At 66.0% G+C, this 25,381-nt stretch carries 21 protein-coding genes; 11 read left to right on the top strand and 10 right to left on the bottom strand.

Going from position 1 to position 25,381, the window contains the following annotated elements; genetic code table 11:
• Positions 1-7: 7 nt before the first annotated feature.
• Genes DNK89_RS06400 through DNK89_RS06390 form a run of 3 tightly spaced genes read right to left on the bottom strand, consistent with a single transcriptional unit; the run spans position 8 to position 2,786 of the window.
• Positions 8-802, bottom strand: a complete 795-nt coding sequence (locus DNK89_RS06400; protein ID WP_110959407.1) for an ABC transporter permease — start codon at positions 800-802, stop codon at positions 8-10.
• 5 nt (positions 803-807) lie between these two features.
• A complete protein-coding gene (locus tag DNK89_RS06395) occupies positions 808-1,680 on the bottom strand; it encodes an ABC transporter permease (protein WP_110959406.1) in 873 nt (290 codons plus the stop codon).
• Positions 1,677-2,786: an ABC transporter ATP-binding protein gene (locus DNK89_RS06390; protein ID WP_110959405.1), complete on the bottom strand. Its 1,110-nt coding sequence runs from the start codon at positions 2,784-2,786 to the stop codon at positions 1,677-1,679. Before DNK89_RS06390 ends, DNK89_RS06395 begins: the two co-directional genes overlap by 4 nt.
• Positions 2,787-3,071: 285 nt before the next feature.
• Here DNK89_RS06390 and DNK89_RS06385 point away from each other — a divergent pair, with 285 nt between their 5' ends.
• Positions 3,072-3,926 carry an IclR family transcriptional regulator gene (locus DNK89_RS06385; RefSeq protein ID WP_110959404.1) on the top strand — a complete coding sequence of 285 codons (855 nt, stop codon included), beginning with the start codon at positions 3,072-3,074 and terminating at the stop codon, positions 3,924-3,926.
• A 17-nt stretch (positions 3,927-3,943) separates the two neighbouring features.
• Here DNK89_RS06385 and DNK89_RS06380 read toward each other — a convergent pair whose 3' ends face one another.
• Positions 3,944-4,633 carry a DUF4336 domain-containing protein gene (locus DNK89_RS06380; protein WP_110959823.1) on the bottom strand — a complete coding sequence of 230 codons (690 nt, stop codon included), beginning with the start codon at positions 4,631-4,633 and terminating at the stop codon, positions 3,944-3,946.
• A 320-nt stretch (positions 4,634-4,953) separates the two neighbouring features.
• Between DNK89_RS06380 and DNK89_RS06375 the strand changes: the two genes are divergently transcribed.
• On the top strand, positions 4,954-5,373 hold the full coding sequence (locus DNK89_RS06375; RefSeq protein ID WP_110959403.1) for an ankyrin repeat domain-containing protein: 420 nt from the start codon (positions 4,954-4,956) through the stop codon (positions 5,371-5,373).
• Between the two features lie 108 nt (positions 5,374-5,481).
• Here the strand turns inward: DNK89_RS06375 and DNK89_RS06370 are convergent, their stop codons facing one another.
• Positions 5,482-6,393, bottom strand: coding sequence for a LysR family transcriptional regulator (locus DNK89_RS06370; protein ID WP_203422214.1), 912 nt, complete (start codon positions 6,391-6,393; stop codon positions 5,482-5,484).
• 256 nt (positions 6,394-6,649) lie between these two features.
• On the opposite strand from DNK89_RS06370, the gene DNK89_RS06365 reads away from it, so the two are divergent.
• The 5 genes from DNK89_RS06365 (at position 6,650) to DNK89_RS06345 (ending at position 13,347) form a co-directional block, all read left to right on the top strand.
• Positions 6,650-8,197 carry an aldehyde dehydrogenase family protein gene (locus DNK89_RS06365; RefSeq protein WP_110959402.1) on the top strand — a complete coding sequence of 516 codons (1,548 nt, stop codon included), beginning with the start codon at positions 6,650-6,652 and terminating at the stop codon, positions 8,195-8,197.
• Between the two features lie 23 nt (positions 8,198-8,220).
• Positions 8,221-9,417: an FAD-binding oxidoreductase gene (locus tag DNK89_RS06360; protein ID WP_110959401.1), complete on the top strand. Its 1,197-nt coding sequence runs from the start codon at positions 8,221-8,223 to the stop codon at positions 9,415-9,417.
• Between the two features lie 76 nt (positions 9,418-9,493).
• Entirely contained in the window at positions 9,494-10,411 is a 918-nt protein-coding gene (locus tag DNK89_RS06355) for an amino acid ABC transporter substrate-binding protein (protein ID WP_110959400.1), read from the top strand.
• A complete protein-coding gene (locus tag DNK89_RS06350) occupies positions 10,408-11,634 on the top strand; it encodes a pyridoxal phosphate-dependent aminotransferase (RefSeq protein ID WP_110959399.1) in 1,227 nt (408 codons plus the stop codon). The genes DNK89_RS06355 and DNK89_RS06350 overlap by 4 nt, the downstream gene beginning before the upstream one ends.
• Positions 11,635-11,661: 27 nt before the next feature.
• Complete coding sequence (locus DNK89_RS06345; RefSeq protein WP_110959398.1) at positions 11,662-13,347, top strand: thiamine pyrophosphate-binding protein; 1,686 nt, start codon at positions 11,662-11,664, stop codon at positions 13,345-13,347.
• A gap of 39 nt (positions 13,348-13,386) precedes the next feature.
• Here the strand turns inward: DNK89_RS06345 and DNK89_RS06340 are convergent, their stop codons facing one another.
• Positions 13,387-14,268: a LysR family transcriptional regulator gene (locus DNK89_RS06340; RefSeq protein ID WP_110959397.1), complete on the bottom strand. Its 882-nt coding sequence runs from the start codon at positions 14,266-14,268 to the stop codon at positions 13,387-13,389.
• 135 nt (positions 14,269-14,403) lie between these two features.
• On the opposite strand from DNK89_RS06340, the gene DNK89_RS06335 reads away from it, so the two are divergent.
• The 4 genes from DNK89_RS06335 (at position 14,404) to DNK89_RS06320 (ending at position 18,805) form a co-directional block, all read left to right on the top strand.
• Positions 14,404-15,351 carry a DMT family transporter gene (locus DNK89_RS06335; protein ID WP_110959396.1) on the top strand — a complete coding sequence of 316 codons (948 nt, stop codon included), beginning with the start codon at positions 14,404-14,406 and terminating at the stop codon, positions 15,349-15,351.
• A gap of 135 nt (positions 15,352-15,486) precedes the next feature.
• Positions 15,487-16,704, top strand: coding sequence for a DNA polymerase IV (locus DNK89_RS06330; RefSeq protein WP_203422229.1), 1,218 nt, complete (start codon positions 15,487-15,489; stop codon positions 16,702-16,704).
• Between the two features lie 181 nt (positions 16,705-16,885).
• The gene (locus DNK89_RS06325; RefSeq protein ID WP_110959395.1) at positions 16,886-18,445 is read left to right on the top strand and encodes a PAS domain-containing methyl-accepting chemotaxis protein; all 1,560 of its coding nucleotides are present in this window, start codon (positions 16,886-16,888) and stop codon (positions 18,443-18,445) included.
• A gap of 93 nt (positions 18,446-18,538) precedes the next feature.
• Positions 18,539-18,805: a hypothetical protein gene (locus DNK89_RS06320; RefSeq protein ID WP_056061307.1), complete on the top strand. Its 267-nt coding sequence runs from the start codon at positions 18,539-18,541 to the stop codon at positions 18,803-18,805.
• 32 nt (positions 18,806-18,837) lie between these two features.
• Here the strand turns inward: DNK89_RS06320 and queF are convergent, their stop codons facing one another.
• The 4 genes from queF to DNK89_RS06300 all read right to left on the bottom strand — a co-directional run bounded on the left by queF (position 18,838) and on the right by DNK89_RS06300 (position 24,891).
• On the bottom strand, positions 18,838-19,683 hold the full coding sequence (gene queF, locus DNK89_RS06315; RefSeq protein ID WP_110959394.1) for an NADPH-dependent 7-cyano-7-deazaguanine reductase QueF: 846 nt from the start codon (positions 19,681-19,683) through the stop codon (positions 18,838-18,840).
• A gap of 97 nt (positions 19,684-19,780) precedes the next feature.
• Positions 19,781-20,692 (bottom strand): 2OG-Fe(II) oxygenase, encoded by a 912-nt coding sequence (locus DNK89_RS06310; protein ID WP_110959393.1) that lies wholly within the window; start codon positions 20,690-20,692, stop codon positions 19,781-19,783.
• Between the two features lie 37 nt (positions 20,693-20,729).
• Positions 20,730-21,515 carry a peroxide stress protein YaaA gene (yaaA, locus tag DNK89_RS06305; RefSeq protein WP_110959392.1) on the bottom strand — a complete coding sequence of 262 codons (786 nt, stop codon included), beginning with the start codon at positions 21,513-21,515 and terminating at the stop codon, positions 20,730-20,732.
• A 241-nt stretch (positions 21,516-21,756) separates the two neighbouring features.
• Complete coding sequence (locus DNK89_RS06300) at positions 21,757-24,891, bottom strand: Rne/Rng family ribonuclease (protein ID WP_110959391.1); 3,135 nt, start codon at positions 24,889-24,891, stop codon at positions 21,757-21,759.
• Between the last annotated feature and the right edge of the window lie 490 nt (positions 24,892-25,381).

The raw sequence follows: 25,381 nt of genomic DNA, 5'->3' as shown, positions 1-25,381 counted from the left end.
TGCCCATTTATTTGCGCCCTACGAGCACACGGTCCAGACCGTACACGCGGTCAAGAATCACCATCGCGCAAGCCGTCAGACCCACCATCAGCGCCGACACCGCCGCCATCAGCGGGTCAATCGATTCGGTGGCGTACATGTACATGCGCACTGGCAGCGTCACCGTGCTGGGCGAGGTGACAAAGATCGACATGGTCACTTCGTCAAAGCTGTTGATGAAGGCCAGCATCCATCCACCGGTGACGCCCGGCAGGATCATCGGCAGCGTGATGCGCGTGAATACGGTGGCCTGGCTGGCGCCCAGCGACAGGGCGGCATGCTCGGCACTGCGGTCGAAACCCACGAGGGCAGCCACCACCAGCCGCAGCGTGTAGGGCGTGACGATGAGCGCATGCGCAAACACCAGCCAACCAAAGCTGCCTGTGCCGCCGATCAGCGCAAACAGGCGCAGCAGGGCTACACCCAGCACCAGGTGCGGAATGATCAGTGGCGACAGGAACAAGCCATTCAAAAAGCCCCGCCCGGGGAAGTCGTAGCGTGTGATGGCAATGCCCGCAGGCACGGCCAGCACCGTGGCCAGCGTGGCAGAGGCCAGCGCCAGCCACAGGCTGTTCCAGAACGACTGCATAAAGTCCGGGTGCTCGAACACCGCCTTGAACCAGCGCAGCGAAAGCTCGGTGGTGGGCAGCGTCAGCGTGTTGTGCGGCGTGAACGCCACGATGCACACCACCAGCAAGGGGGCGAGCATGAAGGTGATGACCAGCGCGTTGAACGCGAGGGCGAGAGGGCCGTTCTTTTGCATCGTGCTCACCCGAGAGATTTCTTGTAGCGGCCTTCAACCAGCCGGTTGTAGCTCAGCATGACCACGAGGTTGGCCACCAGCAGCGTCAGCGCAATCGCGGCGCCCAGGGGCCAGTTCAGCTCGTGTAGGTACTCGTCGTACACCACCGTGGCCACCATCTTCAGCCGCCGCCCACCCAGCAGGCCGGGAATGGCGAACGAGCTGGCCGCCAGGCCAAACACGATCAGGCTGCCTGACAAGATGCCTGGCAGCACCTGCGGCAACACAATGCGCCGCAGTGTGGTGAAGGGCGTGGCTTGCAGCGACAGGGCGGCGTTTTCCACACCGGGGTCCAGCTTCTGCAGCGAAGTCCACACGGGGATCACCATGAAAGGCAGCATCACATGCACCAGGGCGATGACCACCGCGATCTCGGTGTAGAGCATCTTCACCGGGCCGATGCCGATGAGCTGCAGCGCGCCATTCACCAGCCCCTCGGGGCCCAGCAACATGCTCCAGCCAAAGGCGCGCACCACCACCGACACCAGCAGCGGCGCCAGCACCACCAGCAGCAAGATGGAGCGCCACGGGTTGCCCATGCGGCTCAGGATGTAGGCCTCGGGCGCTCCAACGACCACGCAGATCAGCGTGACCAGGCCCGCGATCCAGAACGTGCGCCAAAAAATGGAGTAGTAGTACGAATCGGTGAACACATGGGCGTAGTGCTCCAGCGTGAACTCGCCCGCCTTCACCCCCGTGGTCGGGTCGAACGCGTTGAACGACAGCACGGCGGTGAGTGCCAACGGCACCAGCAACAACACCGTGAACAACAGCAGCGCCGGGCCGGACAGCCACCAGGGCGCGGCCTTTTTGTGCAGCAAGGTGGTGGCCAGGCTCATGGCGCCACCTCGGCGGCAGCGTCTTCGGCTTCCAGCTCAGCCAGTGCGGTTTCATCGGCGGGCAGCAGTCGCATGCAGTGGTCGGGCCAGTCCACGCCTGTGCGCTCGCCCTCGGACAGCGCGGCGCGGCCGTCATTGGGTGCCAGCACCATCAGATCGCCCACGGGGGTACCCACGCGGTACAGCCACTGGCTGCCCAAGAAGAAACGCTCGCAAACCTGCCCCTCCATTCGGCCCTGCACGGCCGGCACCAGTTGTACTTTTTCAGGCCGCACGCTCAGCAGCACGGCCGCGCCGGGGCGGTAGCGGGCACCGTCCACCTCCATCGTCAGGGCGCCCACCTTCACCTGCGTGCGCGTGCCGCTCGCGTGCGCGACCTGTCCCGGCAGCAGGTTGGCCTTGCCCACAAAGGTGGAGATGAAGCGTGTGCGCGGGTGCTCGTATACGCGGTGCGGGTGGTCGATTTGTGTGGCGCGGCCTGCTTCCATCACCACCACGCGGTCGCTGATGGACATGGCCTCGCTCTGGTCGTGCGTGACCATGATGGTGGTTGTGCCCACCTTGCGCTGGATTTGCCGAAGCTCAAACTGCATCTCCTCGCGCAGCTTGGCGTCGAGGTTGGACAGGGGCTCGTCCAGCAGCAGCACGGGCGGCTCGATCACCAGCGCACGGGCCAGGGCCACGCGCTGGCGCTGGCCGCCCGACAGCTCGCGGGGGTAGCGCGTGGCGTGCTTTTCCAGGTGCACCAGGGCCAGCGCTTGGGCCACGCGCTCGGCGCGCTCGGCCTTGGGCACCTTGCGCATCTCCAGCCCAAAGCTCACGTTGGCCGCCACCGTCATGTGGGGGAAGAGCGCATAGCTCTGGAACACGATGCCCAGCCCGCGCGTGTTGGCCTTGGCGTGGGTGATGTCCTTGCCGTCCAGCTCAATGCGCCCGCTGGTCACGGCCTCGAACCCCGCCACCATCTGCAGCGTTGTCGTCTTGCCGCAGCCCGAGGGGCCCAGCAGCGACACAAATTCACCCTTTTGCACCGTGAGGTTCATGGCCTGCACCGCGCAGGTGCTGCCATAGAACTTGGTCACATCCGTGAGCTTGAGAAACGACATGGCGAAAGCCTTTCCGGTGGTGGCGCCGCACGGGTTGCCTGAGGGCGGTGCGTGCCACCTGCTGTGGAGTTGCAGGGATGGGCTGCGGGCCTTTGGGGTGTTTGCACCGGGGTGGTGCAAGCGTCACACAAAGAATGGAACAGCCGCTTGATTCGGTGGAATCTATTGCAATAAACAAACCAGAATGCTTCGGGTATTCCATTAATCAGAATTTTTATTGAATTTATTCCGTTGAATGAAATATGATGCCTTCAGTTTGTTCAACGAATTCCACAGGAGCGAGGTATGGAAGCCGCATCCACCGCCACCGGCGGCGTACCGCGGGTGTTTGCCGTCATCCGGGCCCTGTCGGCCGTGCAGGCCGAGGGCGGGCGAGTCACCCAATTGGCGCGTGCCGTGGGCCTCACGCAGGCCACCACGCACCGTTTGCTGCAATCGCTGGTGGCAGAGGGCATGGTCGAGCAGGACGAGCGCAGCAAGCTCTACCGCCTGAGCATGGATTTCTTCGCCTTGGCGGCGAAGGCTGGCAACCCCGGCGACCTGCGCAGCCTGTGCCGCCCCGCGCTGCTGCGCCTGTGCGCCAGCCTGGGTGACAGCATCTTTTTATTGGTGCGCAGCGGGTTTGACGCCGTGTGCCTGGACCGCAGCGAGGGCCCGTTCCCCATCCGCTCGTTCACCGGCGACATCGGCGGCCGCGTGGCCCTGGGTGTGGGGCAGGGCGCGCTGGCCATCCTGGCGTTTTTGCCCGAGGCTGAGCGTGAAGAGGTCATCCGCTTCAACCTGTCGCGCGTGCGGGAGTACGGCGTGTTTGACGAGGTCTACCTGCGCACCGAAATCGAGCGCGTGCGCCAGCTGGGCTATGCGGGGCGCAATACCGGCTTGCTCGAAGGCATGGCCGGCGTGGCCGTGCCTATCCTGGACCGCGAGGGGCGCGCAGTGGCAGCGCTGAGCGTGGGCACCATTTCTGCGCGGCTCAATGACGACCGGCTGCCCACGGTGGTGGAGCTGCTCAAGCGCGAAGCCTTGGCGGTGGGGCCCAAGATCAATCCGTTTGATGTGACGCTGCGGCGGCCAGCACAAAGCCTGTCGAGCGTGCGCCCCGATCAGGCCATTCAGCCTGCGGGACAGGAGCAGAAATAGGCGGCTGTTGGGTGTGGTCAGCAGAGCACAGCGAATGCTGTTGTGACCTGTGCGTGGGCGTGGTCGTCCAGCACCTGGTTGTGGGCCGTCACGACCCGCTCAAAGGGCCAGCGCAGCACGCGCTCTGCACTGCGGGCTGCGGCACCACGGTCACGCACCAGCGCGCGCACCGTGAGCGGAACCGCCAGTTGGCGCCGCACCCCGGTCAGCGTGGCATAGGCGCGCGTGGACCAAGGCAGGTCCCCCGCCATCCACTGCAGAAGGTCTGTCACGATGAGCGTGGCCGAAGGGCGGTGGAACCATACCGACTCATTGCCTGCAGGAATGCCTTCAAAAGCCAGGTGCTCCAGGTCTGGAAGCCATTCGTGCACATCGCCTGAGGGCAGATCGTTCAGCCTGGCTGCCAGGTCTGGCCGCTTCTGAGCCAGGCCCTTGGGGCCATACACCCTGGCGTTCGGGAAGGTCTGGGCGCAAGGCGCCAGAAACAGGTGGTGCATCTTGTTCGGTGCCACGATGAAAGCCACCGTGCCAAGTGCCTGCAGCTGCTCCAGCAGGGCACTCCCTGGGGGCATTGGAATCGGTGAGTGGACGAGAAGCTGCTCTCCTGGCAGCCGCACCACAGTCATGCGGGTGGTGATGGGAAGTCCGTTGGCCTTGAAGGCGTGGGTGGCGTGCCAGAGATGGGTGTCGAGGGATTCAAGTTGCATGGCGCCGGAGGATGCCCTGGCGCTGGGGGCAGCGTCTTGAACGAATTCGACATGGAACAGAATCTTGCCGCGTGGTTGGACGCTTTGGAGCACATCAATTTCCAAAGCAGATAAGGGCCACGTACCTGCTTCTTCGAACGCTATAGTTCGCTGGGTTGAAATTCCGGGGTGCCATGGGATCTTGGCCTTCGCCATTCGCGCAACGCTTCACATCTGCAAACCCAGGTCGTCAGTCATTTCCAGGGGGTATCGATGTCCAGCGTCTTCAGAACGGCACCTTTCATCCTCGATGGTTCTGCAATGCAAGTGACGGAGAGGCAATGACGCGCAAAAGTCCGAAGAAGAACGAACGCTCTGGCGTGGATCGCATGGGGCGAACCGAACTTCACTACGCGGCTCTGGAGGCTGACCTGTTGAAGGTGAAAGAACTTCTGTTGGCCAGCGCGGACCCCAATGCGTCGGATGACAATGGCTTGACCCCCTTGCACTTCGCTGCGCAGTCCAACAGCTGCGCCGTCACAGAGGCCTTGATACTGGCGGGAGCGAGCGTGGACTCTGTTGATGCCAATGGAAATACACCTCTTTCAGATGCTGTTTTCCATGCAGACGGCAGCGGCGATTTGATCAAGTTGTTGCTTCGCTCTGGGGCTGACAGAAACAAGGAGAACAACTACGGTATCTCTCCTTTGGAGCTGGCGAAGTCGATTGACAATTTTGACCTGGTGCAGTTTTTTCACTAGCGTTCAGGCATCGTCAGGCACTTGGGTCAACCTGGGGCCGCGCATGCTGCCTGCCTACTTCCTCAAGCGCCTGAGCACGGGTGCCCTTCTGCGTCAGCGGTGAGCGTTTCACCCCTGCCTCTGCCCTGCGCACTCCCCTACCAGCCAGTCCCTGAACGCCTTCACCAGCGGCGTCTGTGCCCGCGCCTCGGGGTACACCAGGTAGTACGCATCGGTGCTCGTCAGCACCTGGTCTGACAGCTCCACCAGGCTGCCTGCCGCCAGCTCCTGCTCGATCAAGAAGCGCGGCAGCAGCGCCGCGCCCAGGTGCGATACGGCGGCTTGCGCAATCATGGCGAAGTGCTCCGACTGGGGGCCGCGCAGGGCCAGGGCGGTGGGGGCGCCAACCAGCTCAAACCATTCGGCCCATTGGGTGGGGCGGGTGCTTTGCTGCAGCAGCACCACACGCGTCAGGTCCTGTGGGGTGCGGATGTGGTGGCGGTCGCGGTAGGTGGGGCTGCACACGGGCACGGTTTCTTCGTGCATCAGGTATTCGCACACGGCGCCCGCCCAGTGCGGCGTGCCGAAGTGAATGGCAGCGTCGAACGGCGTGCCCGCAAAGTCAAACGGCTCGGTGCGGGCCGAGAAGTTGACCATAGCCTCGGGGTGCAGCGCCATGAAGCCGCCCAGGCGCGGGATGAGCCAGCGCGTGCCCAGCGTGGGCAATACGGCCAGGTTGAGCAGGCCGTCGGTGCTGGAGAACGCCATGGCTTTTTGTGTGCTGGCCGACAGCTGCTGCAGCACGTTTTGCACATCGGCCGCATAGACGCGGCCCGCGTCGGTGAGCACCACACGCTGGCGCACGCGGTGGAAGAGGGCGGTGCCGATCTGTTCTTCCAGCTGGCGGATCTGGCGCGACACCGCGCTTTGGGTGAGGTGCAGCTCCTCGGCCGCACGCGACACGCTTTGGTGGCGTGCTGCCGCCTCAAAGGCCAGCAGGTCGGCGGTGGAGGGCAGGAAGGCGCGGCGCAGCAGGGTCATGGTGGCAAATGGGGGCAATCATGCGCAGGGGGAATGAGCGGCTCTGTCTCGTTGTGCATGGTTTTGGGGCGTAGCGCTACTACATCAAGCGTCGGCCGCTCTGCAATTTTCAGGCACTTCATGCTGATTTGTGATCAAGTAGTTCCATTTTTTTGCTATCCAGCACGGCGCGATTGGCGGATATTGGCGCATTCATTGCGTGTGTTCTTCCACGCTGTTGCCATCTCTCTGTCTCCATTCACCTTTGCGAGCCGCCATGTCTGCCACCCCTGCCGCCACCCCTGTTGTCACACCGCTCTTGTCTGAAGTCGATCAACTGCTGCAACGCCTGGGCGTGCCCCGCGCTGCCTACACCGGCGGCACGCTGGCGGCGCGTTCGCCCATCACGGGCGAGGTGCTGGCCCAGGTGCCACAGCAAAGCGCGGCCGACGCCACGGCCGCCATCGGCCGCGCGCATGCGGCCTTTTTGGCGTGGCGCAATGTGCCCGCACCGCGCCGGGGCGAGCTGGTGCGCCTGCTGGGCGAAGAGCTGCGCGCCGCCAAGGCCGACCTGGGCCTGCTGGTGACCATCGAGGCGGGCAAGATCCCGTCCGAAGGCCTGGGCGAGGTGCAGGAGATGATCGACATCTGCGACTTTGCCGTGGGCCTGTCGCGCCAGCTGTACGGCCTGACGATTGCCACCGAGCGCCCCGGCCACCGCATGATGGAAACCTGGCACCCGCTGGGCGTGTGTGGCGTGATCTCGGCCTTCAACTTCCCCGTGGCTGTGTGGTCGTGGAACGCCGCGCTGGCGCTGGTGTGCGGTGACTCGGTGGTGTGGAAGCCTTCGGAAAAGACCCCGCTCACTGCCCTGGCCACGCACGCGATTGCCCAGCGTGCCATTGCACGCTTTGGCGCCGATGCCCCCGAAGGCCTCCTGGAGTTGATCGTGGGCCAGCGCGACATCGGCGAGGTGCTGGTGGATGACGCCCGCGTGCCCGTGCTGTCGGCCACAGGCTCCACCGCCATGGGCCGCGCCGTGGGCCCGCGCCTGGCAGCGCGGTTTGCGCGCGGCATTCTGGAACTGGGCGGCAACAACGCGGCCATCGTGGCGCCCACGGCCGACCTGAACCTGGCCCTGCGTGGCATTGCGTTTGCCGCCATGGGCACGGCGGGCCAGCGCTGCACCACGCTGCGCCGCCTGTTCGTGCACGAAAGCATTTACGACCAGCTGGTGCCCCAGCTGGCCAAGGTGTACGCCAATGTGCAGGTGGGCGACCCGCGCACCGCTGGCACGCTGGTGGGCCCGCTGATCGACCGCATGGCCTTTGACGGCATGCAAAAGGCACTGGAGCAAAGCCGCGCGCTGGGCGCCACGGTGCACGGCGGTGGCCGTGTGGAAGGCGTGGGCGGTGCGGACGCGTACTACGTGCGCCCTGCGCTGGTGGAGCTGCAAAAGCACGAAGGCCCCGCGCTGCACGAAACCTTTGCGCCCATCCTGTACGTGGTGCGTTACAGCAGCATCGACGACGCCATTGCCATGAACAACGCCGTGGGCGCGGGCCTGTCGTCGTCCATCTTCACGCTCAATGTGCGCGAGGCGGAACAGTTCATGTCGGCCGCCGGTTCGGACTGTGGCATCGCCAATGTCAACATCGGCCCCAGCGGCGCCGAGATTGGCGGCGCGTTTGGCGGCGAGAAGGAAACCGGCGGTGGCCGCGAGGCGGGCTCGGACAGCTGGAAGGCCTACATGCGCCGGGCGACGAACACCATCAACTACTCCACCGCTTTGCCGCTGGCGCAGGGCGTGACGTTTGACCTGTAAGCCACGCGCTGCTGGCACCGTTCATGTTGACCGCTAAGGCCTCACACCCCATCGTCATCATTGGCGGTGGCGTCATTGGCAGCGCGATTGCGTACTTCCTCACCTTGCAGCAACCGGGCTGCGAGGTGGTGGTGGTCGAGCGCGACCCGACCTACGCGCGTGCATCGTCCGCGCTGTCGGCCAGCTCGATCCGCCAGCAGTTTTCTACCGACATCAACATCCAGATCTCGGCGTTTGGCATCGGCTTCTTGCGCAACGTCGGCACGCTGTTGGCGTGCCATGGCGATGTGCCCGACATTGGTCTGCACGAAGGCGGCTATCTGTACCTGGCCACGAAGGCAGGCGAGGCCACGCTGCGCGAAAACCATGCACTGCAGAAGCAGCATGGCGCCGATGTCGCGCTGCTGAGTCCGCAGCAACTGGCCGAGCGCTTTCCGTGGCTGGCGTTGCAGGATGTGGTGTTGGGCTCGCTGGGCCTGTCGGGCGAAGGTTGGTTTGATGGCTACCTGCTGCTGACGGCGCTGCGCAAAAAGGCGCAGAGCCAGGGCGTGCGCTATGTGGCCGATGAGGCCGTGGGCCTGGATATGGAGGCCAGCGACGGCGTGCAGCATGTGAACGCAGTGCGCCTACAAAGCGGTGGCGTGCAGCGGTGTCGCTACGCCGTGAATGCCGGTGGCCCGTGGGCGGCTGCCATTGCGGGCTGGGCGGGCATTGATTTGCCCGTGGTGGGCAAGCGCCGCACGGTGTTCAACCTGACCAGCCCCGCCGCACTGCCGGGCTGCCCGCTGCTCATCGACACCAGCGGCATCTGGCTACGGCCTGAGGGCAAAGGCTTCATCTGCGGCTTTGCGCCCGACGCGGACAACGACGCCGACTTTGCCCCGCTGGAGCCCGAGTACGCGGCGTTCGAGGATCACATCTGGCCCACGTTGGCCGAGCGCATCCCCGGCTTTGAAGCACTGCGCATGCAGGGCGCCTGGGCGGGCTACTACGAGATGAACACCTTCGATCACAACGCCATCGTGGGCCTGCACCCGGCGTGCGACAACCTGGTGTTTGCCAACGGCTTTTCGGGCCACGGCCTGCAGCAGTGCCCTGCCGTGGGCCGGGGCGTGGCCGAGCTGTTGCTCACGGGCAGCTACCAAAGCCTGGACCTGTCGCCGCTGTCCATCGAACGCATTGCGCGCAATGCGCCGCTGCTCGAAAAGAACGTGATCTGAGCGTCATCCCAGCCGCCCGATTTCTCTCTCACTAATTCCTCAACCTGCCAACCACAAAACACACGGAGACAACGACATGGCAATTTTCCGCAAGACCTTCACTGCGCTCGCCGCAGGCCTGGCTCTGGCCTGTGTGGCCACGGCCCCCGCGTTGGCGCAGACGGTCACCCAGCCCACGCTGGAGAAGATCAAGGCCAGCGGCAAGGTGGTGCTGGGCGTGCGCGAAACCTCGCCGCCCATGGCCTACGCGCTGGGCGCGAATGAAAAATACGTGGGCTACCACGTCGAGCTGTGCGAACGCGTGCTGAAAGAAATCGCGCCCGACGCCAAGCTCGAATACATGGCGGTGACGGCGCAGAACACGCTGCCCCTGGTGCAAAACGGCACGCTCGACATTGGCTGCGGTCCCACCACCAACAACACCGCGCGCCAGCAGCAAGTGGCCTTTGCGGTGACCACCTATGTGAGCGAAGTGCGCATGGCGGTGCGCAAGGATTCGGACCTGAAGTCCATCAGCCAGCTCGCAGGCCGCACCATTGCGGCATCCACCGGCACCACCGCCGTGCAGCTGCTGCGCAAGCAAGAGCGCGCGCTGGGTGGCGCCCCCATCAAGACCGTGCTGGGCAAGGACCACCACGAGAGCTTCTTGCTGCTGGAGACCGGCCGCGCCGATGCCTTTGTGCTCGACGACAACCTGCTGGCCGGGATGATTGCCAACTCCAAAGACCCCTCGGCCTACCGCATCGTGGGCGAGCCGCTGGGCGCCGAGCCCATTGCGCTGCTGTTCCGCAAGGACGACCCGACCTTCAAGGTCGCCGTGGATGGCGTGCTCACCAAGCTGATGGCCAGCGGTGAGATGGAAAAGATCTACACCAAGTGGTTTGTGAACCCCATTCCGCCCAAGAACATGAGCCTGAACCTGCCGCTGGGCACCACGCTGCGCCAGCTGTTTGCCACCCCCAACGACAAGCCCCTGGAGACTTACCAGCAATGAACGCTCCCATCCCCGCCACGGCCTTCCGCGCGGCCGACCGCCTGGGCGCCATCGGCGTCTCCGAAATCGTGCGCCTGACGCAAGAGGCCAACCAGCTCAAGCGCCAGGGCCAGCCCGTGATCGTGCTGGGCCTGGGCGAGCCCGATTTCGACACGCCCGCCCACATCCTGGAGGCCGCGCAAAAAGCCATGGCGCGGGGGGAGACGCATTACACGGTGCTGGATGGCACGGCCGAACTCAAGGCCGCCATCCAGCACAAGTTCAAGCATGACAACGGGCTGGACTTTGCGCTCAACGAAATCACCGCCGGTGCAGGCGCCAAACAGATCCTCTACAACGCGCTGATGGCGTCGGTGAACCCGGGTGACGAGGTGATCCTGCCCGCGCCGTACTGGACGTCGTACGCCGACATGGTGCTGATTGCGGGCGGTGTACCGGTGGTCGTGCCCTGCACCGAAGCCAACGGTTTTCGCATCACGCCCGAGCAGCTGGAGGCGGCCATCACGCCGCGCACGCGCTGGGTGTTCATCAACTCGCCCTCCAACCCCAGCGGCGCGGCCTACAGCGCCGAGCAGTTGCGGCCGGTGCTGGAAGTGGTGGAGCGCCACCCGCAGGTGTGGCTGCTGGCGGACGACATCTACGAACACATCCTGTATGAAGGCCGCGCGTTTGCCACGCCCGCCGTTGTGCTGCCCTCGCTGCGCGAGCGCACGCTGACGGTGAACGGTGTCTCCAAGTCGTATGCCATGACGGGCTGGCGCCTGGGCTACGGCGCAGGTCCCAAGGCGCTGATTGCGGCGATGGCTGTGGTGCAGAGCCAGGCCACGTCGTGCCCGTCGTCCATCAGCCAGGCGGCGGCTGTGGCGGCGCTCACGGGGCCGCAAGACGTGGTGCGCGAGCGCTGCCAAGCGTTCCAGGACCGGCGCGATCTGGTCGTGGCCGCACTCAATGCCTCGCCCGGCCTGCGTTGCCGTGTGCCCGAGGGCGCGTTCTACACCTTTGCCAGCTGCGAAGGCGTGCTGGGGCGCACCACGCCCGGAGGCATGTTGCTGCGCACCGATGCCGACTTTTGCGCCTACCTGCTGCGCGAGCACCATGTCGCGGTGGTGCCCGGTGGGGTGCTGGGGCTGGCGCCATACTTTCGCATCTCTTACGCCGCCTCTACCGCTGATTTGCAAGAAGCCTGCGCTCGCATCCAGCGCGCCTGCCAGGCCCTGTTCTGATTTTTTTCTGATCTAGTCACTGAAGACATGAATACCTCGTCCCCCACCCCCCGCACCGGCGGCCAGATCCTGGTGCAGCAGCTCATCACCCATGGTGTGAAGCAGCTCTTTTGCGTGCCCGGCGAAAGCTATCTGGCCGTGCTCGATGCGCTGCATGACGCTGATATTGGCGTGACCGTGTGCCGCCAGGAGGGCGGTGCGGCCATGATGGCCGAGGCGCAGGGCAAGCTCACGGGCCAGCCCGGCATCTGTTTTGTGACACGTGGGCCGGGTGCTACCAATGCCTCGGCCGGCGTGCACATTGCGCACCAGGATTCCACGCCCATGATCCTGTTTGTGGGCCAGGTGGCCCGCAACGCCATGGGGCGTGAGGCGTTTCAGGAGCTGGACTACAGCGCCGTGTTTGGCACCATGGCCAAGTGGGTGGTGCAGATTGATGACCCGGCCCGTGTGCCCGAGCTGATTTCGCGCGCCTTCCACGTTGCCACCTCAGGCCGCCCCGGCCCCGTGGTGGTGGCGCTGCCCGAAGACATGCTGACCGAAGCCGCCACGGTGGCCGATGCGCTGCCCTACCAGGTGACGGAGACCCACCCCGGCGCCGCGCAGATGGCCGAGCTGGCCCAGCGCCTGCAAGCCTCCCAAAGCCCCGTGGCCATCCTGGGCGGCAGCCGCTGGTCTGAGCAGGCGGTGCGGGAGTTCACGGCCTTTGCCGAAGCGTGGTCCATCCCTGTGTACTGCTCGTTCCGCCGCCAGATGCTGTTCCCGGCCACGCACGCCTGCTACGGCGGCGACCTGGGCCTGGGCGTCAACCCCAAGCTGCTGGCGCGCATCAAGGCGTCGGACCTGGTGCTGGTGGTGGGCGGTCGCTTGTCGGAGGTGCCATCGCAAGGCTACGAGTTGTTCAACATCCCAACGCCCGCGCAGCCCCTGGTGCATGTGCATGCCGATGCGGACGAACTGGGCAAGCTGTATCGCCCCACCCAGGCCATCCACGCCACGCCACAGGCTTTCACAGCTGCGTTGAATTCTGTGCGACCCACGGCGGCAGTGCCCTGGAAGGCGCACGCTGAAGCGGCCCATGCCGAGTACCTGGCTTGGAGCGACACGGCGCCCATCCGCATCCCTGGCAACCTGCAAATGGGCCAGGTGATGCAGCACCTCAAGGAAGTGCTGCCCGCCGACACCATCTTCTGCAACGGTGCAGGCAACTTTGCCACGTGGATTCACCGCTTCTGGCCCTTCACCACCTACGCGAGCCAACTCGCGCCCACCAGCGGGTCGATGGGCTACGGTCTGCCCGCAGGCGTGGGCGGCAAGCGCCTTTGGCCGCAGCGCGAGGTGGTGATCTTTGCGGGCGACGGCGACTTTTTGATGCACGGCCAGGAGTTTGCGACCGCCGTGCAATACGGCCTGCCCATCATCGTGGTGCTGCTGGACAACGCCATGTACGGCACCATCCGCATGCACCAGGAGCGCGAGTATCCTGGCCGCATCAGCGCCACGCAGCTCAAGAACCCTGACTTCAAGGCCTACGCCCAGGCCTTTGGCGGCCATGGTGAACGCGTGGAGCGCACCGAAGACTTCGCCCCCGCGCTGGCCCGGGCCCGCGCCAGTGGCATGCCCAGCGTGCTGCACTGCCTGATCGACCCCGAGGCGATCACGCCCACCGGCACGCTGCAGGGCATTCGCAGTGCAGCACTCTCCAAGAAGTAGGCTCCCGTTTCGTACTTAGGCCCTTAGGCCCTTAGGCGTTCAGCTGGTTACGCGGGCGCCGCCTGATTGCCTCAGGGTCTGCACCAGCAGGCTCTGCAGGCTGTCCACCGCTTTGGAGCCGCGCGATGCGCGGCTGCGGTACACGGCCACTTCCATAGGCCCCAGCGGCCCCAGGCCGTGTTCGGTGCCGAGCACCTGCAGCTGCGGCGGCACGCTGCAGTGGGTGAGGGCGGCCACGGCCAGGCCGCTTTCCACCGCTGCAATTTGCCCGGCCAGGCTGGAGCTGTGATAGACCACCTTGTAGCGGCGCCCCTGCTGCGCCAGCGCGTGGATGGCGCCGCGCCGCGCCAGGCTGGCCGATTCGTACACCGCAATCGGCAGCGGGTCACGCCTCCACAACTCGAACTGCGCCGACCCCACCCACACCATGGGCTCATGGAACAGCAGCGTGCCCCGGCGTGCGTGGTCGCGCGAGATCAGGGCCAGGTCCAGGTCGCCATTGGCCACACGCGGGATGAGTGCGGTGGACTGCTCGCAGTCCAGCTCAATCTCCACCGCACTGTGACGGGGCGCAAAGCGCTTGAGCACAGGCGTGAGGTAGCGCGCTGCGTAGTCATCCGGCACCCCCAGCCGCACCCGGCCTGTGAGGGTGTCGCCGTTCAGTGCGTCGTGCGCTTCTGCGTGCAGTTCCAGAATGCGGCGCGCATAGCCCAGCAGGGTTTCACCCTCGGGCGTGAGGTGCTGCTTGCGGGCATCGCGCTCCAGCAGTCGGTGGCCTACGGCGTCTTCCAGCTTCTTGAGCTGCATGCTGACCGCCGACTGCGACCGGTGCACCTCGGCCGCCGCGCCGGAGAGCGAGCCTGCATCCACCGCCGCCACCAGGCATTGAAGCCAGTCGAGTTGCAAGTCGCGGTAGCTCATGGATTGCCCCTGTGGTGATGTATTCGAAAATCGAATGATTGATGCGTAAATTATGCGCTTTCGATTGCAGCGGCTGGCGGCCACACTGCGGGCATGCAGCAGTCGTCCTCTACCGTTTCAGGCACATCCGTCCCCGTGGTTCCCGCGTCCGCCTTCCCTGCGGGCAGCGAGCGTGGGCTGTCGTCTGCCCACCGGCTGGATGGCTGGATCGCTTTTTTGCTGGGCAACGCGCTGCTGGGCTCCATCGGCGTGTTCGTGCACGAGGCGCAGGCGGCGCCGTTGACGGTGACCTGGTTCCGCTGCGCTTTTGGTCTCGTGGGGCTCACGTTATGGATGGCCTGGCGCCACCGGTCATGGTCGGGACTGTGGCGGGGGCTCTGGGTGGGCTGGGCGGCTTTGCCGTGGGTGTTGCTGCTCAGCGGGCTGATGCTGGCGAGCTGGTGGCTGTTTTTCACGGCGATCCAGCAGGTGCCCACCGGGGTGGCGGTGGTGCTGTTCCATGTGCAGCCCCTGTGGGTGTTGCTGCTGGGGGCCTGGTGGCTCAAAGAAGCCGTGCCCCGGCAGCGCGTGGTGTCCGTGCTGGTCGCGATGGTGGGGCTGGTGCTGGCCACGGGCGTGGCCGGGGGGCTGACCTCCTCCGGCGCCGGGCATGCGTCTGGCTACTGGGTGGGCGTGGGGCTCTGCCTGGTCGGTGCGCTGTGCACAGCCACCGTCACCGTGGTTGCCAAGCGCCTGGGGGCGCTGCCGGTGGGCGCGCTGGCGTGGTGGCAATGCGCGCTGGGTGCCGCCGTGCTGTGGGTGGCCCCCGTGGGCCAAGGCTGGCCCGCCTGGGGCGCCCCATGGGCATGGTTGGCCGGGCTGGGGCTGATCCACACGGGCCTGGCATACACCCTGATGTACGCAGGCATGGCCCGGCTGGCCACGGCCCGGGTGGCGGTGCTGCAGTTTGCCTACCCGACGGTCGCCATCGTGGTGGACTGGGTGTACTTTCAGCACACCTTGGACGCTTGGCAGATGGCAGGTGTGGTGCTATTGCTGGGGGCCATCGCGGCAGGGGAGCGTAGCGCGCGGCGCAATCGCTAATGCACCGCCTGCGCAGGGATGGCGCCGCCCCGCACAATATCGGGTGTGACCGCCACCGAGTTCGATTCTTCTGAGACCCACCCCCCCGCGCAGGCTGCCTCTTCCGGCAAGCGGCGCCGCATCGCGCACCTGGACATGGACGCTTTTTTTGCGTCCGTCGAGCTGCTGCGCTACCCGCAGCTCAAAGGCCTGCCCGTGGTGATAGGGGGCGGGCGGCGCAAGGTGGACGAGCTGCTGCTGCGCGGCCCGGACGGCACCGCAGAGCGCGAGCGGCGCTTCATCCCGGTGGAGGACTTTCCGCTGCTCAAGGACTATGTGGGCCGGGGCGTGATCACCACAGCCACCTACCCGGCGCGGCAGTTTGGCGTGGGCTCGGCCATGGGCATGATGAAAGCGGCCAAGCTGTGCCCGCAGGCCATCGTTCTGCCGGTGGATTTTGATGAGGTGCGACGCTTTTCGCGCCTGTTCAAAAGCACCATCACCGAGATCGCGCCGGTGATGCAGGACCGGGGCGTGGACGAGGTCTACATCGACTTCACCGACGTGCCGGGAGGCCAGCGCGAAGGCGGGCGGGTGCTTGCGCGGCTCATCCAGAAAAGCATCTTTGAACGGACCGGGCTGACCTGCTCGATTGGCGTGGCGCCCAACCGGCTGTTGGCCAAGATGGCCAGCGAGTTCAACAAGCCCAACGGCATCTCCATCGTTTACGAGGAAGACCTGCAGAGCAAGATCTGGCCCCTGAACGTGCGCAAGATCAACGGCATTGGCCCCAAGGCTGGCGAGAAGCTGGCGCGCCTAGGCATCGAGACCATCGGGCAGCTGGCCGCGCAGGATGAGCAATGGCTGATGGGCCATTTTGGCAAGTCCACTGGCGCATGGATGCACCGCGTGGCCTGGGGCCGCGACGACAGCCCGGTGGTGACCGAGAGCGAGCCCGTGAGCATGAGCCGCGAGACCACCTTTGACCGCGACCTGCATGCGGTGCGCGACCGGGCCGAGCTGGGCGCGATCTTTACCGACCTGTGCATGCGCGTGGCCGAGGACCTGCAGCGCAAGGGCTATGTGGCGCGCACCATCGGCATCAAGCTGCGCTACGACGACTTCAAGATTGCGACGCGCGACCACACCGCCCACAGCTACACGGCCGACGGGGCCACCATCCGGCAGCTGGCCGGGCAGTGCCTCAAGCGCGTGCCGCTGGACAAGCGCCTGCGGCTGCTGGGCGTACGTGCCAGCACGCTGGTGCGGCGCGGCGAGGAGCCTGAGCCCGATCCGCAGACCCGTGCGGCAGCCGCGAGCAGCCGGCGCAGGCCGCAGGCGGGTGTGGACAGGGACACGGGGCAGCTCTTTTAATGCCACAGGAGGGGGCTGGGCGCGCCTTGGGAGGGTTGTGCAAGCTACCCCTCATTCGGCACCTTTTTGGTGCAAATCGGAGGAGTGAGCAGTTAGACTTGATTCGTATCAAGCGGTTACACGAACGTCTAACAAAACACCGCGCTGCCTGCCCCTGCCGCAGGCCTTCCAGGAGCCTCGAATGCGCATCAACCTGCCAGTGACCCAGCAGAATTTTGACTACCCCGGTGATGAGCTGCTGGTGTCCAGCACCAACACCAAGGGCGAGATCACGCACTGCAACCCGGCGTTTGTGCGCGTCAGTGGCTACAGCTACGACGAACTCATCGGCCAGCCGCACAACATCATTCGCCACCCGGACATGCCGCCCGAGGCCTACAAGGACATGTGGCGCACCATTGGCCGGGGCGAGCCCTGGACGGGGCTGGTGAAAAACCGGCGCAAGAACGGCGACCACTACTGGGTGCGCGCCAATGTCACTCCCATCATGGAAGGCGGCAAGCCACGCGCCTACATGTCGGTGCGCACCAAGCCCAGCGCGGCAGAAATTTCTGCCGCTGAAGCCCTGTATGCCCAGATGCGCAGCGAGGCGGCATCGGGCGCGAGCAGCTTTTACCTGAACTCGGGCAACGTGCGCTATCGCGGGGTGCGCGGCTGGCAGCAGCGCCTGGCGCAGATGGCCTTGCTGCCCCGCATGGCGCTGTTGCTGGCGGTGATGGTGCTGCTGGCCTTGTTGCCCGACGTGATGGGCCTGCAAGGCACCACCGCCTGGGTGGCCCGCCTGGCGCTGCTGGTGCTGGGGGCGGGGTGGACGCTGTGGCGCTTTCAGGCCACCGTGCTGCAAGGGGTGCACGACGCCACCCGCTTCGCATCCGACATCTCGGCCTGCAACCTCGCCACGTCGGTGGGCACGGACTACCCCCAACCCCTGGGCGCGCTGATGCAGCGTTTGCAGCAGACCCAGGTCAATCTGCGCGCCGTGGTGGGCGACGTGCGCACCGAGGTGCGCAACTTCATCGAATCGGCCGACGAAATCGCGCGCGGCGGCATGGACCTGTCGGCCCGTACCGAGTCGCAGGCCAGCAGCCTGGAAGAAACCGCCGCGGCCATGGAACAACTGGCCAGTACGGTGCTGCAGACGTCGGAGACAGCCGCCAAGGTGTCGCACGAGAGCGCACAGAGCAGCGACATCGCCACGCGCGGTGGCCAAGCGGTGCAGGAGGTGGGCGCGGCCATGCAGCAGATGAAGCTGTCGTCCACCAAGATCAGCGAGATCGTGGGCGTGATCGAGGGCATTGCCTTCCAGACCAATCTGCTGGCGCTCAACGCCGCGGTGGAAGCCGCGCGGGCTGGCGAGCAGGGCCGGGGCTTTGCGGTGGTGGCTGGCGAGGTGCGGGCACTGGCGCAACGCAGTGCCAGCTCGGCCAAGGAGATCAGCGGCCTGATCGGCGTCACGGTGAACCAGATCGCCAGCGGCGCGCAGCAGATGGACCATGCCGGCACCACCATCGAAGGCGTGGTCCATGCGGTGGAACGCGTGAGCACGCTGGTCCAGCAGATCAGCAGCGCCACCAAGGAGCAGTCGCAGGGCATTGCCCAGGTCAACGAGGCCGTGACCCAGCTTGACACCGTGACGCAGCAGAACGCCGCGCTGGTGGAGGAATCTGCCGCCGCCGCCCAGGGTCTCAAGGAGAGTGCGGTGTCGCTGGGCCGCTCGGTGGACGTGTTCCGGCTGGGGTGAGCGGCACCGCAAGGAGCCGCCCGCAGCCATTCGTACCTTGACGAATTCTTACTCGTAACTTACAGTGATTTTCCCGTTTTCCGGGAGATCACCATGACCCTCGACGAGCTGCAGCGCATCAAGCAGTGGCATGTGGCACACAAGGCCGACCACCCGCTCGAATACCACCTGTGGGACCTGGTGCTGACGGTCTGGATGCTGGGCTGGGTGGGCTGGTTTCCCATCTGCGCTTTTGGCGAGCCCTGCGCCGCGCCGGTCTGCCTGATCGGCATTTTTGTCCCCAGCCTGTACGTTGCCTGGCGCACCCGCGCGCACCTGCGCCACACCCTGCGGTGCGACTGGATTGACGCGCGCAACTGATGAAGGCGGTCGGTTGACGGGGATGGTCAGGCCTACTGCCGCGCCGTTCGCACGTTGCGCGGCAGGGCTTGCGGGTGACTGGTGCGCAGGGGGTTGATGTCCAGCCCGCCCCGGCGCGTGTAGCGCGCGTACACCGTGAGCTTGATGGGTTTGCAGCGCGTCCACACGTCCATGAAGATGCGCTCCACGCACTGCTCGTGGAATTCGTTGTGGTTGCGAAAGCTCACTAGGTACTGCAGCAGGCCTTCCTGGTTGATCTGCGGGCCGCTGTAGCTGATCTGCACGCTGCCCCAGTCGGGCTGGCCGGTCACCAGGCAGTTGCTCTTCAGCAGGTTGCTGGTGAGGGTCTCGGTCACGGGCGCTTCGTTGAATGTGGCCGTCAGCAGGTCGGGCGCGGGTTGGTAGCGCGTGCATTCCACGTCCAGCCGGTCCAGGCTCAGGCCGTCCAGCTCGTGCACGGGCTCCTGGTCAAACAGCTCGGGTGCGATGAGCTTCACGCCCACGGTGGCGGGGTGCTCGGCGCCGCGCCACACGGCCTCGCTGATGTCGGCGCGGATGCGGGCCTGCACCTCGGCCGCATCGGCAAAACGTGTGTTGTTGAAGCTGTTGAGGTACAGCTTGAACGACTTGCTCTCAACGATGTTGGGCGTCTCGCACGGCACGGTGATGTGCGCCAAAGCCACCTGCGGTTTGCCACGCTGGTTCAGCCACGACAGCTCGAACGCCGTCCACAGGTCGGCCCCGAAGAAGGGTGCCGCGCCGGTGATGCCGATCTCGGCCCGCTTGCCCGCGCGCGGGATGGGGAACAGCAGCGACGCGTCGTACTGGTCGATATAGGCCGAGGCCTTGCCAAGCTGGGACTGTTCTGGCGTGTTCATGGCCTGGTCTTTCGGGTGTATGGGTTCCAAGGGGGACGTGTTTTGCTACTGTTTTTGTAGCTTCTGGCGCATATTCGACTAGCGCATACCGGCGTTTTTACTGAAATTCCCGCTCGCGCAGCCATTTGGTGGCGATCCATTTGTCCCCTGCGATCACGGGGGCGCCGCCATGCAGGGTGCGGGTGGACGGGTGCGGGCGCTCGTAGCTGAAGAACACCGCGTTGCCACGCTGCGGCGCGACCTCCAGGTGCACGTCGGGGAAGGTGGTGCCGCCGCCCTTTTCGGGCGTGTTGAGGTACATCACCAGCGTGCCCACACGCTGGCCGCCGCGCTTGATGATGCTGGGCGTGCCGGGCTCGGCGGGGTCGAAGTAGTCGTAGTGGGGTTTGTATTCGGCGCCGGGGCGGTAATGCAGCACCTGCAGGCCTTCGCCGTTTTCGATGGGCCACTGGAGCAGGCGCGCGATGCGCTCTTCGATGCGCTGGATCAACGGGCTTTGGCCGCGCTGGAAGAACATGCCGTCGCTGGTGCGGTCGGCGTTGATCTCTTCGCCGCCGGTCTTTGTGGCCACGGTGAGCGAGCGTGCCATGCGGGGCTCTGCGGCGGCGATCAGGGCATCACACTCCTCCGGCGACAGCAGGTTGCCAAACACCACGATGCGCGGCTGCGCCATGGCCAGCAGCACATTCACGGTGCGGTCTCCGCAGTCCACCTGGGCGGGGGATTCATCCAGCCGGGGCTCGGGCACCGGCACGGCCGAGGGCAGGCCCTGCTGCACGGCCAGGTCGTTCAGGTGCTCCTGCAGCGTGATCTCCAGCGCGTCGGCGGCCACGTCCTCGTCCCAGCCTGCGTCGCGCATGGATTGCAGCACCACAGGCGCGGCGTAGCCCGCCTGCGCCTGCTCAATGATCCAGCGGCGCAGCTCGGGCGTGATGGCCTGCCGCGCTGCGCTGGGGCGCTGGGTGCTGGTGGTCGTGCCGTCCGGGTGCTGGTCAGAACGCAATGTCATGGCGGTCCTTCAACAAGAAAGAGCAGGGGAGGAGTGTTTATAAGGCCGGCGGGGCCTTGCGCCGGAAGACCAGGCGCTCGGGCGTGGAGGAGGCCGGGGCAAAGGCATAGCCGTCCAGATCAAATCCTTCGAGCTGGTGGGGTGTGGCAAGGCGGTGGGTGATGGCATAGCGCGCCATCAGGCCGCGTGCGCGCTTGGCAAAGAAGCTAATGATCTTGTAGTTGCCGCCCTTCCAGTCCTCGAACACGCATTCGATCACGCGCGCCTTGAGCACCTTGCGGTCCACGGCCTTGAAGTATTCCTGCGACGCCAGGTTGACCACCACCGGCGTGGTGTCGGCGCGCAGCCGGGTGTTGAGGTGCTCGGCAATCTGGCGGCCCCAGAACTGGTAGAGGTTGCTGCCCGCGTCGGTGGCCAGGCGTGTGCCCATCTCCAGGCGGTAAGGCTGCATGCGGTCCAGCGGCCGCAGCACGCCATACAGGCCACTGAGAATGGCGACATGGTTCTGGGCCCAGTCCAGGTCGTCAGCGCTCAGGCTGCGGGCCTGCAGCCCCTCGTACACGTCACCATTGAAGGCCAGCACCGCCTGGCGCGAGTTGTGGGCTGTGAAGCGGGGGCGCCAGGCCTGGTATCGCGCCACGTTCAGGGCCGCGAGCGTGTCGCTCAACTCCATCAGCGACGCAATCTGCTGCGGCGACTGCTCGCGCAGCACGTCGATGAGGGCCGTAGACTGCGGCACAAACTGTGGCGTGGTGTGGGGCAGGCCTTCGGGAACGGGCGTGTCGTAGTCGAGCGATTTGGCGGGAGACAGCAGGAACAGCATGGGGCGAGGGGTCCGTGGAGCTCGGTTGTGTGGCGTGGGGCGTGGCCTGGACGGTGCGGGCAGTGGGCTGCACTGCGGCACCAGCGACCCGAAATGGTACCTGCTGACAGGCTGCCTCCGGCCGCTTGCGGGTATTGGCGCCAAGGGCCGTGCACACTCAGCGGCCCCAAAAAAAAGAAGGCGGCCTGAGCCGCCTTCTGGGTGATGGCTACAGCCCTGGGGCGGCAGCCATTGCAGCGTGTCAGGCTGCGGGGGGCTGCTCAAATGGCAGCGCCATGGCAGACAGGTCGCGGCGGGTTTCTACCAGCACCAGCGGGCCTTCGTCCAGCACCACTGCTGGGGGGCGCTCGCGGGGCACGCGGATGGGCTTGGGCTCGGCAGCGATGGCGGCCTGCACGGCCGCAATCTTGTCCGCGTCCGAGTTCACCCACTGCAGGCCCGATGCGGCAGCCACTTGTTGCAGTTCATCGATGGGCAGCGTGAACGCTTGGACGCGCGGCAGGCCCTTGGCAGGCGCTGCTGCAGGCGCCGGTGCGGCAGCGGCCGGAGCGGGTGCCGCGACCGGAGCCGGTGCGGCCATGGGGGTGGCAGCGGGTGCTGCAACAGGCGCTGGAACAGCCACAGGTTCGGTAGCCGCTGCGACTGGCGCTGCGGCCACAGGGGCTGTCACCGGTGCCACAGGCTCTGCGGCGGGCGTATTGTTGCTGAAGTAGCTGCGGCGTGGCGCTTCATCCTGTGCCGAGGCGGGCTCGGCCAGGGTGGGGTCGAAGTCCAGCATGGCGGGTGCAGCGGCTTCGGCGTTGCCATTGGCGTCGCGTGGGCCACGCTCGCCACGCTCGCCACGTTCGCCACGTTCGCGGCGGTCACGGCCGTAGCGGTCGCGGGAGCGGCGCTCGCGGCGTTGCTCTTCGCTGGCGCCATTGCCATTGCCGTTGGCGGGTGCGTCATTGCCACTCAGGTCCAGGTCTGGCAACGAGGCCAGGGGCGCGGTGTCGGCAAAGTCGCCAGCAGCGGCTGGGGCTGCTGCCTCCTGGGCCTCACCCGCGCGGGGAGCGCGTTCACCACGCTCGCCACGGTTGCCACCGCGATCACCGCGATCACCGCGTTCGCGGCGCGGGCCGCGTTCGCCACGGGGTTGCTGGGCGGGTTGGCCTTCTGCACCACCGGTGTTGCCAGCGTTGGGGCCTTCCACCTGAGCGGTTGCGGCGTTGGTGTTGTCACCGTTCGTGCCAGCGTTCAGGTTGCGCGGCTCGCTGTCGCGGCGGCCACGGCCTCCTTCACGGCCTTCGCCGCGTCCGTTGCGGCCACCGTCACGGCCTTCGCCCTCGGTGCGGCGCTCTGCGTCGCGGGGTGCGCGGCCTTCGGCCGAGCGTTCACCACGGCGGCCACGGCTTTCGCCGGTGCTGCCTTCGCGGTTGCCGTCACGTGGGGCGCCTTCGCGCTGACCGTCGCGGTTGCCGTCGCGGCCACCACGGCGGCCACGGCTTTCACCGTTGCGGCCTTCGCGGCGGGGTTCGCCACGGCCAGTGGTTTCAGCCGCGGCCGGTGCGGCGGCTGGCGCAGCCGTTGCCACTGGGGCGGGTGCTGCGGGGGCGCTGCCAAAGCCGAACAGGCTCTTGAGCCAGGCGAAGAAGCCTTGCTCCTGCGGCGCGGGGGCAACAGGCGCCGGAGCTGCCACGGGGGCAGGTGCAGGGGCTGCATGGGCTGCGGGGCGCTGGCCGCCACGGGGTGGGCGCGCCGCGCCTTCGGGGCGGGGCTCGGCCACGGGGGCGGGGGCATCAGGCAGCACGCCCTTGATCACCGGGGTCTGCTTGTTGGTGGGCTCCTGCGAGCGGCGTGTGACAGACGTTGGGTCTTCCACTTCTTCGGCGAGCTTGTAGCTGGCTTCGATGTGGTCCAAGCGTGGGTCGTCGTGCTTCAGGCGTTCCAGGCGGTAGTTGGGGGTTTCCAACGTCTTGTTGGGCACCATCAGCACGGCCACGCGCTGCTTGAGTTCGATCTTGGCGATCTCGGTGCGCTTTTCGTTCAGCAGGAACGAGGCCACTTCCACCGGCACCTGGCAGTGCACGGCGGCGGTGTTGTCCTTCATCGATTCTTCTTGAATGATGCGCAGGATCTGCAGCGCCGACGATTCGGTGTCGCGGATATGGCCCGAGCCGCCGCAGCGGGGGCAGGGGATGGACGAGCCTTCTGACAGCGCGGGCTTCAGGCGCTGGCGGCTCATTTCCATGAGGCCGAACTTGCTGATGGTGCCGAACTGCACGCGGGCGCGGTCCTGGCGCAGCGCATCGCGCAGGCGGTTCTCGACCTCACGGCGGTTCTTCGACTCTTCCATGTCGATGAAGTCGATCACGATCAAGCCGCCCAGGTCGCGCAGGCGCATCTGGCGGGCCACTTCGTCGGCGGCTTCCAGGTTGGTGCGGGTGGCGGTTTCCTCGATGTCGCCGCCCTTGATGGCACGGGCCGAGTTCACGTCCACGGACACCAATGCTTCGGTGTGGTCGATCACGATGGCGCCGCCCGAGGGCAGGCTCACGGTGCGGGCGTAGGCCGACTCGATCTGGTGCTCGATCTGGAAGCGGCTGAACAAGGCGGCGTCGTCGCGGTAGCGCTTCACGCGAGCGGCATGCTCGGGCATGACGTGCGCCATGAACTGCTGCGCCTGTTCGTAGATGTCGTCGGTATCGATGAGGATGTCACCGATGTCGTTGTTGAAGTAGTCGCGGATGGCGCGGATGACGAGCGACGATTCCTGGTAGATCAGGAAGGCGCCCTTGCCGCCCTTGGCGGCGCCGTCGATGGCGTTCCAGAGCTTGAGCAGGTAGTTCAGGTCCCACTGCAGTTCGGGCGCGGTGCGGCCGATGCCAGCGGTGCGCGCGATGATCGACATGCCGTTGGGGTACTCCAGCTGGTCCATCGCCTCCTTGAGTTCGGCACGGTCCTCGCCCTCGATGCGGCGCGACACGCCACCACCCCGGGGGTTGTTGGGCATCAGCACCACGTAGCGGCCGGCCAGGCTGATGAAGGTGGTCAGGGCTGCGCCCTTGTTGCCGCGCTCTTCCTTTTCGACCTGGACCAGCAGCTCCTGGCCTTCCTTGATGACTTCGTTGATGCGCGCCTGGCTGGGCGACACGCCGGGGGCGAAGTACTGACGCGAGATTTCCTTGAACGGCAGGAAGCCGTGGCGGTCTTCGCCGTAATCGACAAAGCAGGCTTCCAGCGAGGGCTCGACGCGCGTGACGACGGCCTTGTAGATGTTGCCCTTGCGCTGCTCGCGCCCTTCAATCTCGATTTCGTAGTCGAGGAGCTTTTGTCCGTCGACGATGGCCAGGCGCCGTTCTTCGGGCTGCGTGGCGTTGATGAGCATCCGCTTCATGATGCGATTCCTTCAGTGTGTTGCGGACAGCAGCGGTGCAGACATCCCTCTCAGCGGGGAAAGCTGCGCGGGCTGCCGCCCACAGTTCCAAACCATTAACAACAAGCTCTACAGGAGCTGTGAATGCCTGGACTGACGCATCGAAACGAAGGGAATTGCCGGGAATGCCAATGATCTGCCGCGCTCTAGCGCAGCATCGTGAGGCAGGGGCGCGTGGATGGGGGCGAGTGGTAGGAGCGCAGTTTTGCTAGCAAAAAAGTAGCTGATTGCGCTTGCTGGCTGGGCGCTAGAGCCGAATAGGAGCGTGCAGCCGGGGGCATCAGCCACCGCCACAAGGTCACCATCCAGCTCATCAACAACCACATGCTCGCTTTGATCCGCTGGCAGGCTGCGCCCGGGTAGGGAACATCTGCCAGCTTGGGGGATTCCGTATCAGTGTTTCAATCTGTCAGCCCGCCGCACGGCATGCGGGCCACCACAGGCATCTGGC

This window comes from Acidovorax sp. ST3 (assembly GCF_003231145.1).
In the GTDB taxonomy this organism is placed as follows: Bacteria; Pseudomonadota; Gammaproteobacteria; order Burkholderiales; family Burkholderiaceae_C; genus Acidovorax.
Note: the sequence above shows the minus strand (reverse complement) of the source record. Positions and strands in the feature narration are given on the sequence as shown.

Coding starts and splice junctions, on each gene's coding strand:
- DNK89_RS06310 (WP_110959393.1), bottom strand. CDS start 20,692: ATGACATTGCGTTCTGACCAGCACCCGGACGGCACGACCACCAGCACC.
- DNK89_RS06340 (WP_110959397.1), bottom strand. CDS start 14,268: ATGAGCTACCGCGACTTGCAACTCGACTGGCTTCAATGCCTGGTGGCG.
- DNK89_RS06400 (WP_110959407.1), bottom strand. CDS start 802: ATGCAAAAGAACGGCCCTCTCGCCCTCGCGTTCAACGCGCTGGTCATC.
- DNK89_RS06325 (WP_110959395.1), top strand. CDS start 16,886: ATGCGCATCAACCTGCCAGTGACCCAGCAGAATTTTGACTACCCCGGT.
- DNK89_RS06380 (WP_110959823.1), bottom strand. CDS start 4,633: ATGCAACTTGAATCCCTCGACACCCATCTCTGGCACGCCACCCACGCC.
- DNK89_RS06395 (WP_110959406.1), bottom strand. CDS start 1,680: ATGAGCCTGGCCACCACCTTGCTGCACAAAAAGGCCGCGCCCTGGTGG.
- yaaA (WP_110959392.1), bottom strand. CDS start 21,515: ATGCTGTTCCTGCTGTCTCCCGCCAAATCGCTCGACTACGACACGCCC.
- DNK89_RS06320 (WP_056061307.1), top strand. CDS start 18,539: ATGACCCTCGACGAGCTGCAGCGCATCAAGCAGTGGCATGTGGCACAC.
- DNK89_RS06385 (WP_110959404.1), top strand. CDS start 3,072: ATGGAAGCCGCATCCACCGCCACCGGCGGCGTACCGCGGGTGTTTGCC.
- DNK89_RS06375 (WP_110959403.1), top strand. CDS start 4,954: ATGACGCGCAAAAGTCCGAAGAAGAACGAACGCTCTGGCGTGGATCGC.
- DNK89_RS06350 (WP_110959399.1), top strand. CDS start 10,408: ATGAACGCTCCCATCCCCGCCACGGCCTTCCGCGCGGCCGACCGCCTG.
- DNK89_RS06300 (WP_110959391.1), bottom strand. CDS start 24,891: ATGAAGCGGATGCTCATCAACGCCACGCAGCCCGAAGAACGGCGCCTG.
- DNK89_RS06370 (WP_203422214.1), bottom strand. CDS start 6,393: ATGACCCTGCTGCGCCGCGCCTTCCTGCCCTCCACCGCCGACCTGCTG.
- DNK89_RS06390 (WP_110959405.1), bottom strand. CDS start 2,786: ATGTCGTTTCTCAAGCTCACGGATGTGACCAAGTTCTATGGCAGCACC.
- DNK89_RS06365 (WP_110959402.1), top strand. CDS start 6,650: ATGTCTGCCACCCCTGCCGCCACCCCTGTTGTCACACCGCTCTTGTCT.
- DNK89_RS06330 (WP_203422229.1), top strand. CDS start 15,487: ATGGACGCTTTTTTTGCGTCCGTCGAGCTGCTGCGCTACCCGCAGCTC.
- DNK89_RS06345 (WP_110959398.1), top strand. CDS start 11,662: ATGAATACCTCGTCCCCCACCCCCCGCACCGGCGGCCAGATCCTGGTG.
- queF (WP_110959394.1), bottom strand. CDS start 19,683: ATGAACACGCCAGAACAGTCCCAGCTTGGCAAGGCCTCGGCCTATATC.
- DNK89_RS06355 (WP_110959400.1), top strand. CDS start 9,494: ATGGCAATTTTCCGCAAGACCTTCACTGCGCTCGCCGCAGGCCTGGCT.
- DNK89_RS06360 (WP_110959401.1), top strand. CDS start 8,221: ATGTTGACCGCTAAGGCCTCACACCCCATCGTCATCATTGGCGGTGGC.